Origin of the sequence: Diaphorobacter sp. JS3050 (assembly GCF_013154915.1) — a bacterium.
Classification (GTDB): domain Bacteria; phylum Pseudomonadota; class Gammaproteobacteria; order Burkholderiales; family Burkholderiaceae_C; genus Diaphorobacter; species Diaphorobacter nitroreducens.
In genome coordinates this window covers 1,233,053-1,247,254 of sequence record NZ_CP053553.1, presented here as the reverse complement: position 1 = coordinate 1,247,254, position 14,202 = coordinate 1,233,053, and the positions used below count along the sequence as shown (strand labels likewise).

Genomic DNA, 14,202 nt, shown 5'->3' with positions numbered 1-14,202 from the left:
AACAGGCCCTAGTCATGAAGGGCCTGGAAAAACTCGGCTACGACGTGCAGCCCATCCAGGAGGTGGAGTACCCCACGGCCCACATCGCCATCGGCAATGGCGACGCCACGTTCATGGCCGACCACTGGAACCCGCTGCATGCCGACTATTACAAGAACGCCGGCGGCGACGCGAAGCTCTACCGGCGCGGGACCTACTCGGGCAACGCGGCGCAGGGTTACCTGATCGACAAGAAGACCGCCGACGCGCATGGCATCACCAACGTCGAGCAGCTCAAGGACCCGAAAATTGCCCAGCTGTTCGACACCAACGGCGACGGCAAGGCCGACCTGACGGGCTGCACGCCCGGCTGGGGCTGCGAGGCCATGATCGAGCACCACCTGGACGCCTACGGCCTGCGCAACACCGTCACGCACCAGCAGGGCACCTACTCCGCGCTGATCGCCGACACCATCACGCGCTACCGCGCAGGCAAGCCCGTCCTGTACTACACCTGGACGCCGTATTGGGTGAGCAACGAGCTCAAGCCCGGCAAGGACGTGGTCTGGCTGGAAGTGCCCTTTTCCTCCCTGCCCGGTGAGCAAAAAGGCCTGGACACGCGCCTGCCCAACGGCAAGAACTACGGCTTCGTGGTGAACCAGCAGCAGATCGTGGCCAACAAGGCCTGGGCCGAGGCCAACCCCGCCGCCGCCAAGCTGTTCGAAGTGATGCAGCTGCCCGTGGCCGACATCAACGCCCAGAACCACCTGATGAGCCGGGGCCAGAACAAGGCCGCCGACATCGAACGCCATGTGAACGGCTGGATCAAGGCACACCAGAAGACCTTTGACGGCTGGGTGCAGCAGGCGCTGGCCGCGGCCCGCTGACGGGTGCCTTTGCAACAATTTGCATAAAAACAGGAGATAACGCCCGTCCCTCATGCGCGAGCAGCTATCTTTTAAGTAGCACCAGAATCGGACGGGGCGGGCTTTCGCCCCGCCCATGCCTGCGGGCGAGGCGTTGCCATTGGTTGCATTTGGCGCGCTTCGTGCCACCGCGGCCAGGCCCCGGGGGTGGCCCGGCCGTGCCATCCTCGGCGTTTCACCACGGCCAAGCGGCTCCCCACTTCATGCAACTTCCGCGTCTCACCCTCCAAGGCAAGGCCTTTGCAGCCCTGTCGGCGCTGCTGGTCGTGATGCTGGTGCTGTTCGTGGGCTTCTCGCTGCTGGGGCTGCAGCGGGGGCTGGGCCCCTACGTGGCCGAGGTGGAGTTGGCGCGCATGGACTGGCTGGTGTTCCGCCTGCAGGCCGCGTATGAACAGCAGGGCGGCTGGCAGACACTGCGCGAGCAGCCCGGCCTGTGGCGCGAGCTGCGCCGCCCGCGCAACGTCCAGATGCCGACCTTCGGACCCGCTCCCGTGCCTGCGCCCGAGCCCCTGTTGCTACCCCAGGTCACGCCCGGCACGGCCCCGCCACCGGTGGATGCGCTGTCGCGCCGCCTGGGCGTGGTGGATGGGCAGGGCCGCGTGGTGGCCGGCGCCGCACCCGTGCCCGGCGGTGCGCGGACCGCGCTGCGCGACGGCGAGGGGCGCCTGATCGGCCACCTGGTGCTGGCGCCGCTTGACGGGCTGGAACGCGATGCGGACCGCGCCTTCCTGTCCAAGCAGCTCGGTTTCGTGGTGTGGAGCGGCGTGACGGGCCTGGCGCTGGCGTTGCTGCTGTCCTGGTGGCTGGCGCGGCGCTGGCTGCGCCCCATCGACACGCTGGTGACCGGCGCGCAGGCCATTGCGGCAGGCGAGCTGCACACCCGCGTGCCCGAACAGGCCGACAGCGAGGAATTCGCCCGCCTGATCCACACCTTCAACGCCATGGCCGAGCAGCTTGCGAGCGTCGAGGCCTCGCGCCGCCAGTGGATCGGGGACACCGCGCATGAACTGCGCACGCCGCTGGCCGCGATGCGCGCCGAGATCGAGGCCGTGCAGGACGGCGTGCGCCCGTTCGACGAAAAGACCGCGCGCCGCCTGCACCGCCAGGTGATGCGGTTGATCCAGCTCGTGGGCGATCTGCGCGCCAGCGTGGACATGGCCGGCGACCAGCCCCCGCCCGTCATGAGCGCCGTGCAGCCGCTCGCGCTGCTGCGCGAGGCCATGGCCGGCATGCAGTCGCGCTTCGACCAGACGGGTGTCGCCCTGCAGGCCGCGCCAGACCTGGCCACGCTCGCCAAGCAGCCGCTGCAGGTGCACGGCAACGCACAGCAGTTGCACCGCGTGTTCCTGAACCTGCTGGAAAACAGCCTGCGCTACACCGACCCCGGCGGGCAGCTGCAGGTGTCGGCCAGTGTGCAGCGCAATGGCGGCCCGCCGCGCCTCACGCTGCGCCTGGACGACACGGCGCCCGGCGTGGCGCCGCACGAGCTGCCGCACCTGTTTGAGCGCCTGTACCGTGCCGAGGCCTCGCGCCGCCGCGCCTCGGGCGACCTGGGCGGCTCGGGCCTGGGCCTGGCCATCTGCCGCACCATCGTGCAGGCGCACGGCGGCCAGATCGAAGCCAGCGCCTCGCCGCTGGGCGGTCTGCGCATCACCCTCACGCTGCCTCTACTGGAGAACCCCTCGCCATGACCACGCCCGCACGCATCCTCGTCGTGGAGGACGAGCAGGACATCGCCGACGTGCTGCTGGACTACCTGCGCCACGCGGGCTACGCCCCGGAGCACGCGGCCGACGGCCGCACGGCCCTGCAGGCCCTCACCGCCCCCCAGCCGCCCGACCTGACGCTGCTGGACGTCATGCTGCCCGGCATCGACGGGCTGGAGGTGCTGCGCCAGGCGCGCCGCCACACCGACAACCCCATCGTGGTGATCACCGCCCGCGTGGAAGAAGTGGACCGCCTCATCGGCCTGGAACTGGGCGCGGACGACTACATCTGCAAGCCCTTCTCGCCGCGCGAGGTGGTGGCGCGCGTGAAGGCCGTGCTGCGCCGGCGCGCACCGCCGGCCCAGGCCGCCGCGCAGGCGGAGCTGGCCTACGGCGCGCTGGTGCTGGACGAGGCCCAGCTGCAAGCCACGCTGCACGGCACTCTCGTGGCGCTGACACCGCGCGAATGGCATCTGCTGCGCACCCTGCTGGCACACCCGCGCAGCGTGCTGTCGCGCGCCCAGTTGCTGCAGCACGCCTACCCGGACTCGCCGCAGGAGCCCAACGAGCGCGCCGTGGACAGCCACATCAAGAATCTGCGCCGCAAGCTGCGCAGCGCCGACCCCGCCGGGCACGACTGGATACGCTCGGTCTATGGCGTGGGCTTTGCCTTCGACCCACCCGCGGCGCCGCAGGACGCGCAGGACTGAGCTAGCTCCTTTTTCAATAGCTGCTTGCGCTTACCACAAGCGCCTTTAGGGCACTTTTTGCTTTAAACGCATCCCGGCAGCCACAGCGGCCTACGCCGGGTGGGGACAAGGGTTTGTTACCGAGCGTGACGGCGCCTAGAATGCCGCAGCCGCTGTTCCCGCGCCCGGCGCCCTCACCGACGAACCACCATGCCCGCTCCCCTGCGCTTTTGTGCCGACGTGTCGCTGCAACGTCCCCTGTTGTCGGCGCGCGAGCGCGAGGCCCTGGACCGCAGCCCCTGGTTCTCCACCCTCTCGCCCTCGCTGCGGCACGACATCTTCCGCCTGGGGCACGTGACGCGCCATGCACACGGCGACCTGATCGTCGAGCAGGGCCGCCCCATCCGCGAATGGTTCACCTGCGCCAGTGGCGCGCTGCGCTTTCAACGCACCACGCCCTCCGGCAAGCTGGTCACGCTGGCCTATGTGGAGCCCGGAATCTGGGTGGGTGAGGCCGAGGTGCTCTACGGCCGTCCCTGCACCTACGACGCGCATGCCCATGGCCCCACCACGCTGTTGAGCGTGCCCGAACCCACCTTCCGCACGCTGCTGCAGGAGCATCCCTCGTTCGGCGAGGCGCTGCTCACGCTGCAGGCGTGGAGCATGCGGTCGCTGTATTGCATGATGGAAGACATGGCCACGCTGCCGCTGCGCGCGCGCCTGGCCAAGCAACTGCTACAGCTGCTGCAGCGCTTCGGCCCGCAGCGCACCGAGCCGGGCGAGAGCGTGCCGCTGGGCCTGTCGCTGGCGCAAGACGAGCTGGCCTGCCTGCTGGGCGGCTCGCGCCAGCGCGTGAACGTGGAGCTGAAGTGGCTGGAGCGCGAGGGCCTGATCAGCGTGCGCCCCCGCGGCATCGAGATCCTGGACGCCACCGGCCTGCAGACGCTGGTGGACCAGGCCGCCGCGGACGGCCGAGGCGACGAGTAAGGCGCTCCCCTCTCGCGGCGCACGCCCCCGCGCTCGCCGAATCTCTAGCGCCCCACCATCCGGGCGGGCACCACCCACTCATCGAACTGCGCGGGCGTCACGTAGCCCAGCGCCAGCGCGGCCTCGCGCAGCGTGCTGCCTTCCTTGTGCGCCTTCTTGGCAATCGCCGCGGCCTTGTCGTAGCCGATGTGCGGGTTGAGCGCCGTCACCAGCATCAGCGAGCGCTCCACCAGCTCCGCGATGCGCGCGCGGTTGGGCTCTATCCCCACGGCGCAGTGCTCGTTGAAGCTCACCATGCCATCGGCCAGCAACCGCACGCTCTGCAGGAAGTTGTGCGCCACCAGCGGGCGGAACACGTTCAGCTCGAAGTTGCCACTGGCCCCGCCGATGTTGATGGCCACATCGTTGCCCAGCACCTGGGCGCACAGCATGGTCAGCGCCTCGCACTGCGTGGGGTTCACTTTGCCGGGCATGATGGACGAGCCGGGCTCGTTCTCAGGGATGGTGATCTCGCCGATGCCGCTGCGCGGGCCGCTGGCCAGCCACCGCACGTCGTTGGCGATCTTCGTGAGGCTGGCCGCCAGCGTCTTCAGCGCGCCGTGGGCATGCACCAGCGCGTCCTGCGATGCGAGCGATTCGAACTTGTTGGGCGAGGTCACGAAGGGCTGACCGGTGAACTGGGCCAGCTCCTGCGCCACACGTTCGGCGTAGCCCTCGGGCGCATTCAGGCCCGTGCCCACGGCCGTCCCGCCCAGGGCCAGTTCATGCAGGTGCGGCAGCGCCGCGCGCACGTGGCGCTCCCCATGGGCAAGCTGCGCCACCCAGCCCGAGATCTCCTGCCCCAGCGTGAGCGGCGTCGCATCCTGCAGATGGGTGCGGCCGATCTTCACGATGTCGTCGAACGCCTCGGCCTTGGTCTGCAGGGTGGCGCGCAGCTCCTCCATGGCGGGCAACAGCCGGTGCACCAGCGCCTGCACCGCGGCCACATGCGTGGCGGTGGGGAACACGTCGTTGCTGGACTGGCTCTTGTTCACGTCATCGTTGGGATGTACGAGCCGTGCCTCGCCACGCTCGCCGCCCAACAGCTCGCTGGCGCGGTTGGCCAGCACCTCGTTGACGTTCATGTTGGTCTGGGTGCCCGAGCCGGTCTGCCAGACCACCAGCGGGAACTCGTCGTCGTGCTCGCCCAGCAGCACCTCGTCGGCCGCGGCGACGATGGCGCGCGTCTTGTCCGCACCCAGCAGCCCCAGCGCGTGGTTGACCCGGGCCGACGCGCGCTTGACCTGCGCCAGCGCGCGGATGAGTTCCTGCGGCTGTCGTTCGCCCGAGATGGCGAAGTTCTGCAGCGAGCGCTGCGTCTGCGCGCCCCAGAGCCTGTCGGCCGGCACCTCGATGGGGCCGAAGGTGTCGCGTTCGATACGGGTGCTGGAAGTCATGCAAAGGCCTTTCTGATCCGGGAAGGAGCAACGGAGCGATTTCACCGCAAATGGCCGCACGGCCAGTGAAAGCCCCTGCCGCCACGCCGGGCGGACGGGCGGACGGGCGGACGGGCGGGCGGGACTTTTCCCCTTGCTTTTGCCCTTGCATCAGGCGCGTGCAAGGTGCAGGGCGATAATCGCGGGCGTCCGTTTCACAAGAATCCTCCCCCACATGACCACGACCATCCGGTACAACGACCTTGTGGAGTCCGTAGCTGCCGCGCTGCAGTACATCTCCTACTACCACCCCGCCGACTACATCCAGCACCTGGCCCGCGCCTACGAGCGCGAGCAGAGCCCCGCGGCCAAGGACGCGATGGCGCAGATCCTCACCAACAGCAAGATGAGCGCCACGGGCCACCGCCCGATCTGCCAGGACACGGGCATCGTGAACGTGTTCCTGAAGGTGGGCATGGGCGTGCGCTTCGAGGGCTTCGCCGCCGACCAGAGCCTGGAGGACGCCATCAACGAAGGCGTGCGCCGCGGCTACAACCACCCCGACAACACGCTGCGCGCGTCGGTCGTCGCCGACCCGCAGTTCGCTCGCAAGAACACCAAGGACAACACACCCGCCGTCATCAGCGTGCAGATCGTGCCCGGCGACACGCTGGACGTGACGGTGGCCGCCAAGGGCGGCGGCAGCGAGAACAAGTCCAAGATGGTCATGATGAACCCCAGCGACAACCTGGTGGACTGGGTGCTCAAGACCGTGCCCACCATGGGCGCCGGCTGGTGCCCGCCGGGCATGCTGGGCATCGGCATCGGTGGCACGGCGGAAAAGGCCGTGCTGCTGGCCAAGGAAAGCCTGATGGAAGACCTGGACATGTACGAGCTGCTGGCCAAGAGCCAGCGCGGCGAGAAGCTGGACCAGGTCGAGGAGCTGCGCCTGGAGCTGTACGAGAAGGTCAACGCCCTCGGCATCGGCGCCCAGGGCCTGGGCGGCCTGGCCACCGTGCTGGACGTGAAGATCAAGATGTACCCCACGCACGCGGCCAGCAAGCCCGTGGCCATGATTCCCAACTGCGCGGCCACGCGCCACGCACACTTCGTGATGGACGGCTCTGGCCCCGTCTACATGGACCCGCCGAGCCTGGACCTGTGGCCCAAGGTGGACTGGGCGCCCAACACCGAGACCAGCAAGCGCGTGGACCTCAACACCCTGACCAAGGAAGAGGTCGCGAGCTGGAAGCCCGGCCAGACGCTGCTGCTGAACGGCAAGATGCTCACCGGCCGCGACGCCGCGCACAAGCGCATCCAGGACATGCTGGCCAAGGGTGAGAAGCTGCCCGTGGACTTCACCAACCGCGTGATCTACTACGTGGGCCCCGTGGACCCGGTGAAGGACGAGGCCGTGGGCCCCGCCGGCCCCACCACCGCCACGCGCATGGACAAGTTCACCGACATGATGCTGGAGCAGACCGGCCTGATCGCCATGATCGGCAAGGCCGAGCGCGGCCCGGTCGCCATCGAGTCCATCAAGAACCACAAGAGCGCCTACCTGATGGCCGTGGGCGGCGCCGCCTACCTGGTCAGCAAGGCCATCAAGAACGCCAAGGTGGTGGGCTTTGCGGACCTGGGCATGGAAGCCATCTATGAGTTCGACGTGGTGGACATGCCCGTCACCGTGGCCGTGGACGCGGGCGGCACCAGCGCCCACATCACCGGCCCGGCCGAGTGGCAAAAGAAAATCGCCGCGGGCGAATACAAGGTCGTGCCCATGGTGGCCGCCTGACGGCCTCGCGATGTGAACCGTCCGTGACAAAAACCGCCCTCGGGCGGTTTTTGTTTTTCCAACGGGTAAAGGGCCAGCGCGGCAGGGAACCCCGCTGCCGCCTTGCACTCCCATCTGCATCTCTTCACCGCCTCAGGAGCACCATGACCGCAGAAGAAATCCGCGCCACCCTCACCTTGTGCCTGATGGCCTCGTACGCAGACGGCGAGAAGCACGACCGCGAACGCGAGCAGATCCGCGAGGTCGCGCAAGGCCTTGCGGGCGACGCGCAGGTCAACCTGCCCGGCCTGTACCAGGACGTGCTGCTGCGCCGTGTGCAGCTGCCAGAAGTGCTGGGCCGCCTGGCCTCTCCCGAGTCGCGCCAGCTGGCCTATGAGATGGCCGTGTGCGTGTGCGAAGCCGACGGCCACACCAGCGCCAAGGAAGACGCCTTCCTGGCCCAGGTGCGCCAGGCCTGGGGCCTGGGGGGCGCGCATACCACAGGGGGATTCGATGCCGAGGCCCAGGCCGTGGCCGACGCCCCTTTGCAAGCGCCTCTGCAAGCGCCTCTGCAAACGCCATTGGACGCATCCACTGCGCCTGCGACACCGGCGCCCCACCCCGCCGCTGCGGACGCGTTGCCCTCCACCGCCGCACAGCGCCGCCCCGGCAGCCTGCCGCCCGCCGAGATGGACCGCAAGATCCTGCAGGCGTCGATCATGAACGGCGCCATCGAACTGCTGCCCGAGAATCTGTCCACCCTGGCCATCATTCCGCTGCAAATGCGGCTGGTCTACCAGATCGGCCAGAGCTACGGCTATGAGCTGGACCGCGGGCACATCAAGGACTTCCTCGCGACGCTGGGCGTGGGGCTCACCTCGCAGTACCTGGAGCAGGCAGGCCGCAAGCTGCTCAGCGGCCTGCTGGGCAAGGCCGGCAAGGGCCTGATGGGCGGCCTGGGGCGCCAGGCGGTGAGCAGCAGCATGAGCTTTGCCGCCACCTATGCGCTGGGGCATGTGGCCAACCAGTACTACGCGGGCGGGCGCACCCTGTCCACCGATATGCTCAAGGACGCCTACCAGCACGTGATGCAGGACGGCCAGCAACTGCAGGCGCGCTACCTGCCGCAGATGCAGGCCACCGCGCGCCAGCTCGACACGGCCAAGATCCTCTCCATGGTGCGCGGCGGCTGAGACGCAGGTTGCCGCACCGAGCGCGGGTGACTTGCTACTCTTTCAGGAGCTTCTAGCGCTTGACTGGTAAGCGCTAGAGCCATTTTTTATATAGATCCCGCCCCGCGGCGGCGCTTGGCCCACAGCCCGCCGAACTGGTTGATCACCATGCCCGCCAGCACGCCCAGCGTGCCCATCCATTGCCAGGCCGTGGGACGCTCGCCCAGCAGCAGCATGGCCGACAGCAGCCCCACCACCGGCACCAGCAACGACAGCGGCGCCACGGTGCTGGCGGCGTAGCGCTGCAGCAGACGCGTCCACAGGCCATAGCCCAGCAGGGTGGACAACAGCGCCAGATAGGCCACCACGCCCAGCTCGCGCCCGCCCAGGCCGCGCAACTGTTGCGCCACCGCCTCCGTGCCGTCCACCACGCAGGCCAACAGCAACAGCGGCACGATGGGGAACACGCTGCTCCAGACGATGAAGGACACGGGCTCGTACGGCCCCTGGCGCGCCGCCATGCGCGTGAGCAGGTTGGAGCCCGCCCACATCGCCGCGGCCCCCACGGTGAGCAGGAAGCCCGCCAGGGTCATGCCGGAGGCGCCATCGCCATGCGCCGCGCCGATGAACACCAGCCCGCCGATGGCGATGCACAGGCCCAGCCACTGCCAGCGGTGCGGCGTCTCGCCCAACAAGGCTGCCGCCATGAGCATGGTGATGAAGGCCTGCGTCTGCAGCACCACCGAGGACATTCCCGCCGGCATGCCCAGCTGCATGCCGGTGAACAGCAGGCCGAACTGTCCCACGCCTTGCACCAGGCCATAGGCCGCCATCACGCCCCAGGACAGATGCCGCGGCGGGCGCACGAACAGCAGGAACGGCAGCGACGCCGTCAGGAAGCGCAGCGCGCACAGCACCAGCGGCGACAGCGTGGCCAGGCCCCACTTCATGACGACGAAGTTCAGCCCCCAGACCACAACCACCACCAGCGCCTTGGCCCAGTCGGCCCGCGACAGCGACGTGCTCATGCGCGGACTGCCGGCGCGGCGCGGCTCAACTGCCCGCCACCTTCATGCGGTTGATGAGGATGGAGCCCACCGTCTTGGCACCATAGGTGTAGGCGTCGGCACCCACGGCCTCGATGCCGCGCAGCATGTCCTTGAGGTTGCCGGCGATGGTGATCTCGTGCACCGGATAAGCGATGCGGCCGTTCTCCACCCAGAAGCCGCTGGCGCCGCGCGAGTAGTCGCCCGTCACGTAGTTCACGCCCTGGCCCATGAGCTCGATCACGAACAGGCCCGTGCCCAGCTTTTGCAGCATGGCGTCCAGGTCGTCGCCGGGCTTCGTAAGGCGCGACGACAGCACCAGGTTGTGCGAGCCGCCGGCGTTACCGGTGGTCGGCATGCCGAGCTTGCGCGCCGAATAGGTGCTGAGGAAATAGCCCTGCACGCGGCCCGCCTCCACCACCTGGCGCGGTGCCACGCGCACGCCCTCGTCGTCGAACGGCGAGCTGCCCTTGCCGCCCAGGATGAACGGGTCCTCGGCCACGTCGATGTGCTTGGCGAACACCTGCTTGCCCAGCGAACCGACGAGGAAGCTGCTCTTGCGGTACAGCGCGCCGCCGCTCACGGCCTGCACGAAGCCGCCCAGCAGGCCGGCGGCCAGGGGCGACTCGAACAGCACCGGGCATTCGGTGGTGGGGATCTTGCGGCTGCCCAGGCGGCTCAACGCGCGCTGGGCGGCGTAGCGGCCCACGGCCTCGGGCGCGGCCAATTCGCGCGCGTCGCGCATGGAGCTGTACCAGGCGTCGCGCTGCATCTCGGCATTGCGCCCCGGCAGCGAGGCGATGGGCGCCACCGAGATGCTGTGGCGCGAACTGGCGTAGCCGCCGCGAAAGCCGCGTGTGTGGGCGCTGAAGAAATGGCTCTGCTGCGCCGACACGCCCGCGCCTTCGCTGTTGGTGATGCGTTTGTGGGTCTTGAAGGCGGCGGCCTCGCACTCCAGCGCGAGAAGCGCGGCCTCTTCGCTGGTGATGGCCCAGGGGTGGAACAGCTGCAGGTCGCGGTGCGTTTCCTGTGGCGCGATGTCGGCCGCGTCGGGCAGGCCGGCCACCGGGTCCTCGGCGGTGAAGCGGGCGATGTCGTAGGCCGCCTGCACCGTGCGCTCCACGGCGGCCAGCGAGAAGTCGGACGTGCTCGCATTGCCACGGCGGTGGCCCACGTACACCGTCACGCCCAGCGACTTGTCGCGGTTGCGCTCCACCGTCTCCAGCTCGCCCTTGCGTACGTTCACCGACAGGCCGCAGCCTTCCGAGGCGTCCGCCCCCGCGTCGGTAGCACCCAACTTCTTGGCATGGGCCAGAGCATGGTCCACCAGGCCTTCAAAGAACTCTCGGGTATAGCTGAAGCCGCTGTCGGGCTGGGAAGAAGTGCCGCTGGCGGCGCGGTTGCTGGATGTATTCATAGCGGCGGCTATGATACTTGCCGACCCGCGCCGCCGCGCGGCAGGCGCCATTGCCGCTGCGCCGCGCAGGGCCTGTTTCCGCCCCCAGCACACCCATGTCACGCAAACCCAAAAAAGGCTATTTTGTGAAGGGCCATTTCGTTGCCGAAGGCAGCGAGATGGACCTACAGCTCAAGGCCGAACTCAAAGGCACCGACGGTGCCACCAAGACCGACCTCAAGCGCGAGATGGAGGCGCTGCAGGACCTGGGCTCCGAGCTGCTCACGCTGCGCAGCGACCTGTTCGCGCGCCTGGACCTGCCTGAAAAGCTCCAGGATGCATTGGCCGAGGCCCGCCGCATCACCAACTTCGAGGGCAAGCGCCGGCAGATGCAGTTCGTGGGCAAGCTCATGCGCAAGCTGGAAGAAGACACCGTAGCGGCCATCCACGCCGCGCTGGACGAACAGCGCAACGGCTCCGCCGCCGAGAAGCTGGCACTGCACCAGGCCGAGCACTGGCGCGACCGCCTCATTGCGGACGACAATGCGCTGGCGGCATGGCTGGAGCAGTTTCCGCGCACGGACACGCAGCAGATCCGCGCGCTGATTCGCCAGGCGCGCAAGGATGCGCCGTCCGACCATGAGGCCCGGTTGGCCCAGTCGCAGGGCGAGGCTCCGCGCAAGGGGCGCGCCTACCGCGAACTGTTCCAGCTGGTGCGCCACCAGATGACCGAAGCGGCCGCCCTGGCCGTGCATGAGGAGCGCGAAGACGATGCCTGACACCCACAAAGCCCCGTCCTACGAGCCGGTCAAGATCGGCATCGTCTCCATCAGCGACCGCGCCAGCAGCGGCACGTACGAAGACAAGGGCCTGCCCGCCCTGCACGACTGGCTCAAGCGCGCGCTGCACAACCCGATTGCTTTCGAGCCGCGCCTGATTCCCGACGAGAAAGAGCGCATCAGCGCCACGCTGGTCGAACTGGTGGATGCCGGCTGCAGCCTGGTGCTGACCACCGGCGGCACTGGCCCCGCGCTGCGCGACGTGACGCCCGAGGCCACGTTGGCCGTGGCCGACAAGGAGATGCCGGGCTTTGGCGAGCAGATGCGCCAGATCTCGCTGACGTTCGTGCCCACGGCCATCCTGTCGCGCCAGGTGGCGGTGATTCGCGGCCAGAGCCTCATCATCAACCTGCCGGGCCAGCCCAAGGCGATTGCCGAGACGCTGGAGGGCCTCAAGGACGACAGCGGCGCACAGCGCGTGCCGGGCATCTTCGCCGCCGTGCCCTACTGCATCGACCTGATCGGCGGGCCCTACCTGGAGACACGCCCCGAGGTCTGCAAGGCCTTCCGCCCCAAGACCGCCGTGCGCCCCCAGCGCTGAGCGCGCCGCCCCGCCACGGGGCCGTGCCATGCTGCCCACCGATCGTCCTGCCGCGTCTTCGCGCCCCCGCGCAGGCCACACGTTCCTGGCCGGCCTGGCCATCGCCGGCCTGCTGGTTCCCGAGGCGGTGGCGTACGCCGCCATCGCCGGCGTACCGCCGGCCCATGCGCTGGTGGCCGCGCTCGTCGGGCTGCTCGTCTATCCGTTCATCGGCACCAGCCGCTTCGCCACGCTCTCGGTCACGTCGTCGGCCGCGGCGATCTTCGCGTCCGTCGTGGCGGCGGAAGGCACGGGCGGCGCGTTTGCGCTGGTCGGTGTCACCGGCGGACTGTTCATCGTGGCGGCGCTCGCGCGCGCCGACTTCCTGGCGGCGTTCGTCTCGCGCCCCGTGCTGCGCGGCTTTGCGTGGGCGCTCGCGGTCACCATCGTCGTCAAGCAACTGCCCGGCCTCACGGGCGTTCCGGCCCAGGGCACGCACACGCCCGGCCTGCTGTGGGACTGGCTGGGCGGGCTCGGCAACGCACAGGGTCTGACGGCAGCGCTGGGCTGCGGCGCGCTGGCTCTGTGGCTGGCGCTACAGCGCGCCCAGGCGCGGCATGCCTGGGTGCAGCCCTCGGTGCTGGTGCTGGCGCTGGGCATCGCGCTGTCCGCGGCGCTGCCTTTGGCGGCGCACGGCGTGGTGCTGGTGGGGCCGGTCACGCTGCAGGGGCTGCAGTGGGGCTGGCCGCGGCTGGACTGGGACCACTGGGTGCGCGCCGCCCAGGTGGCGCCGGCGCTGATGATGATCCTGTTCGCCGAGTCGTGGGGATCGGCCCGCTCCCTGGCCCTGCAAGCGGGCGACCGCGTGCACGCGCGGCGCGAGATGCTGGCCCTGGGCGCCGCCAACATCGGCAGCAGCCTGCTGCAGGGCCTGCCCGTGGGCGCAGGCTTCTCGGCTTCGTCGGCCAACTACGAGGCTGGGGGGCACAGCCGATGGACGGGCCTCGTCGCCGCAGCGGCGATTGCGTTGGCGCTGGGATTGGCGCAAGGCGCACTGGCGCTTGTGCCGCTGCCGGTGCTGTCTGCGGTGGTGATCGGCATCCTGTCGCACAAGCTGGGCCCGCGCCCCTTGTGGGCCACGCTGCGCTGGAATGGCGACGCCTGGATGGCATTGGCCGCCGCGGCCGGCGTGTTGGTGCTGGGCGTGCTGTTCGGCATGCTGCTCGCGGTGGGGCTTTCGCTGCTGCTGGCGCTGCGCCGCTTTGCGCAGCCGGCCGCCAGTGAGCTGGGCCGCCTGCCGGGCACGCATGATTTCGTCGCGCTCAAGCTGCACCCGCAGGCGCAGCGCACGCCGGGCGTGCTGGTGCTGCGGCCGGACGAACCGCTGTTCTTTGCCAATGCCGAGGCCATGGCGCATATCGTGGCCACGCACGCAGGAGCCCAGGGCGTGCGCGCCGTGGTGCTGAGCGTGGAGTCCAGCGACGATATGGACGTGACCACGCTGGAGGCCCTGCAGGAGTTGCAGGCCCATCTGGCGCGCCGGGGACTGGCCCTGCTGCTCGCGCGCATCAAGGACCACCCGCGTGCCGCGCTTCAGCGCGCCGGGCTCACGCATATTCCGCTGTTCTGGAGCGTGGACGACGCCGTGGGCGCGGCACAGGGCATGGCCATACCCGAGCAGTCCACTCAACCGTAGCCCCGCCGCCGCATCCCCGGCGTAATGTAGCGGCTTCACCCCGCAAAGGAGCCCCGC

General features: G+C 69.3%; 11 protein-coding genes and 1 pseudogene. 9 read left to right on the top strand and 3 right to left on the bottom strand.

The window, feature by feature from the left end; all coding sequences use genetic code 11:
* Positions 1-8: 8 nt before the first annotated feature.
* The 4 genes and pseudogenes from proX to HND92_RS06140 form a co-directional block, all read left to right on the top strand.
* Positions 9-866: pseudogene (gene proX, locus HND92_RS06155) on the top strand (glycine betaine/L-proline ABC transporter substrate-binding protein ProX); the annotation flags it as partial.
* Positions 867-1,108: 242 nt separating this feature from the next.
* Positions 1,109-2,596, top strand: a complete 1,488-nt coding sequence (locus HND92_RS06150) for an ATP-binding protein (protein WP_172206519.1) — start codon at positions 1,109-1,111, stop codon at positions 2,594-2,596.
* Complete coding sequence (locus HND92_RS06145; RefSeq protein ID WP_011804495.1) at positions 2,593-3,321, top strand: response regulator; 729 nt, start codon at positions 2,593-2,595, stop codon at positions 3,319-3,321. Before HND92_RS06150 ends, HND92_RS06145 begins: the two co-directional genes overlap by 4 nt.
* A 189-nt stretch (positions 3,322-3,510) precedes the next feature.
* Positions 3,511-4,287, top strand: a complete 777-nt coding sequence (locus tag HND92_RS06140; protein ID WP_011804494.1) for a Crp/Fnr family transcriptional regulator — start codon at positions 3,511-3,513, stop codon at positions 4,285-4,287.
* A 44-nt stretch (positions 4,288-4,331) separates the two neighbouring features.
* Here the strand turns inward: HND92_RS06140 and fumC are convergent, their stop codons facing one another.
* Positions 4,332-5,723, bottom strand: coding sequence for a class II fumarate hydratase (gene fumC / locus HND92_RS06135; protein ID WP_172206517.1), 1,392 nt, complete (start codon positions 5,721-5,723; stop codon positions 4,332-4,334).
* 214 nt (positions 5,724-5,937) lie between these two features.
* On the opposite strand from fumC, the gene HND92_RS06130 reads away from it, so the two are divergent.
* Positions 5,938-7,497, top strand: coding sequence for a fumarate hydratase (locus HND92_RS06130; RefSeq protein ID WP_015912701.1), 1,560 nt, complete (start codon positions 5,938-5,940; stop codon positions 7,495-7,497).
* Positions 7,498-7,640: 143 nt separating this feature from the next.
* Positions 7,641-8,669, top strand: a complete 1,029-nt coding sequence (locus HND92_RS06125; RefSeq protein ID WP_172206515.1) for a YcjF family protein — start codon at positions 7,641-7,643, stop codon at positions 8,667-8,669.
* Between the two features lie 86 nt (positions 8,670-8,755).
* Here the strand turns inward: HND92_RS06125 and HND92_RS06120 are convergent, their stop codons facing one another.
* Together HND92_RS06120 and pmbA are read right to left on the bottom strand one after the other, a co-directional pair.
* The gene (locus HND92_RS06120) at positions 8,756-9,676 is read right to left on the bottom strand and encodes an EamA family transporter (protein WP_172206505.1); all 921 of its coding nucleotides are present in this window, start codon (positions 9,674-9,676) and stop codon (positions 8,756-8,758) included.
* Between the two features lie 25 nt (positions 9,677-9,701).
* Entirely contained in the window at positions 9,702-11,111 is a 1,410-nt protein-coding gene (gene pmbA / locus HND92_RS06115; RefSeq protein WP_172206503.1) for a metalloprotease PmbA, read from the bottom strand.
* A gap of 95 nt (positions 11,112-11,206) precedes the next feature.
* Here pmbA and yjgA point away from each other — a divergent pair, with 95 nt between their 5' ends.
* From yjgA to HND92_RS06100, 3 genes are read left to right on the top strand one after another with little or no spacing between them, the layout of a single operon-like run.
* Positions 11,207-11,869: a ribosome biogenesis factor YjgA gene (yjgA, locus tag HND92_RS06110; RefSeq protein WP_172206501.1), complete on the top strand. Its 663-nt coding sequence runs from the start codon at positions 11,207-11,209 to the stop codon at positions 11,867-11,869.
* Complete coding sequence (gene mog, locus HND92_RS06105) at positions 11,862-12,470, top strand: molybdopterin adenylyltransferase (RefSeq protein ID WP_011804487.1); 609 nt, start codon at positions 11,862-11,864, stop codon at positions 12,468-12,470. Before yjgA ends, mog begins: the two co-directional genes overlap by 8 nt.
* A 28-nt stretch (positions 12,471-12,498) precedes the next feature.
* Positions 12,499-14,145, top strand: a complete 1,647-nt coding sequence (locus HND92_RS06100; RefSeq protein WP_172206499.1) for a SulP family inorganic anion transporter — start codon at positions 12,499-12,501, stop codon at positions 14,143-14,145.
* Positions 14,146-14,202: the final 57 nt, after the last annotated feature.

Bases quoted from the DNA above. Each gene is read 5' to 3' on its own strand.
- HND92_RS06150 (WP_172206519.1), top strand. From the start codon at position 1,109: ATGCAACTTCCGCGTCTCACCCTCCAAGGCAAGGCCTTTGCAGCCCTG.
- HND92_RS06145 (WP_011804495.1), top strand. From the start codon at position 2,593: ATGACCACGCCCGCACGCATCCTCGTCGTGGAGGACGAGCAGGACATC.
- HND92_RS06140 (WP_011804494.1), top strand. From the start codon at position 3,511: ATGCCCGCTCCCCTGCGCTTTTGTGCCGACGTGTCGCTGCAACGTCCC.
- fumC (WP_172206517.1), bottom strand. From the start codon at position 5,723: ATGACTTCCAGCACCCGTATCGAACGCGACACCTTCGGCCCCATCGAG.
- HND92_RS06130 (WP_015912701.1), top strand. From the start codon at position 5,938: ATGACCACGACCATCCGGTACAACGACCTTGTGGAGTCCGTAGCTGCC.
- HND92_RS06125 (WP_172206515.1), top strand. From the start codon at position 7,641: ATGACCGCAGAAGAAATCCGCGCCACCCTCACCTTGTGCCTGATGGCC.
- HND92_RS06120 (WP_172206505.1), bottom strand. From the start codon at position 9,676: ATGAGCACGTCGCTGTCGCGGGCCGACTGGGCCAAGGCGCTGGTGGTG.
- pmbA (WP_172206503.1), bottom strand. From the start codon at position 11,111: ATGAATACATCCAGCAACCGCGCCGCCAGCGGCACTTCTTCCCAGCCC.
- yjgA (WP_172206501.1), top strand. From the start codon at position 11,207: ATGTCACGCAAACCCAAAAAAGGCTATTTTGTGAAGGGCCATTTCGTT.
- mog (WP_011804487.1), top strand. From the start codon at position 11,862: ATGCCTGACACCCACAAAGCCCCGTCCTACGAGCCGGTCAAGATCGGC.
- HND92_RS06100 (WP_172206499.1), top strand. From the start codon at position 12,499: ATGCTGCCCACCGATCGTCCTGCCGCGTCTTCGCGCCCCCGCGCAGGC.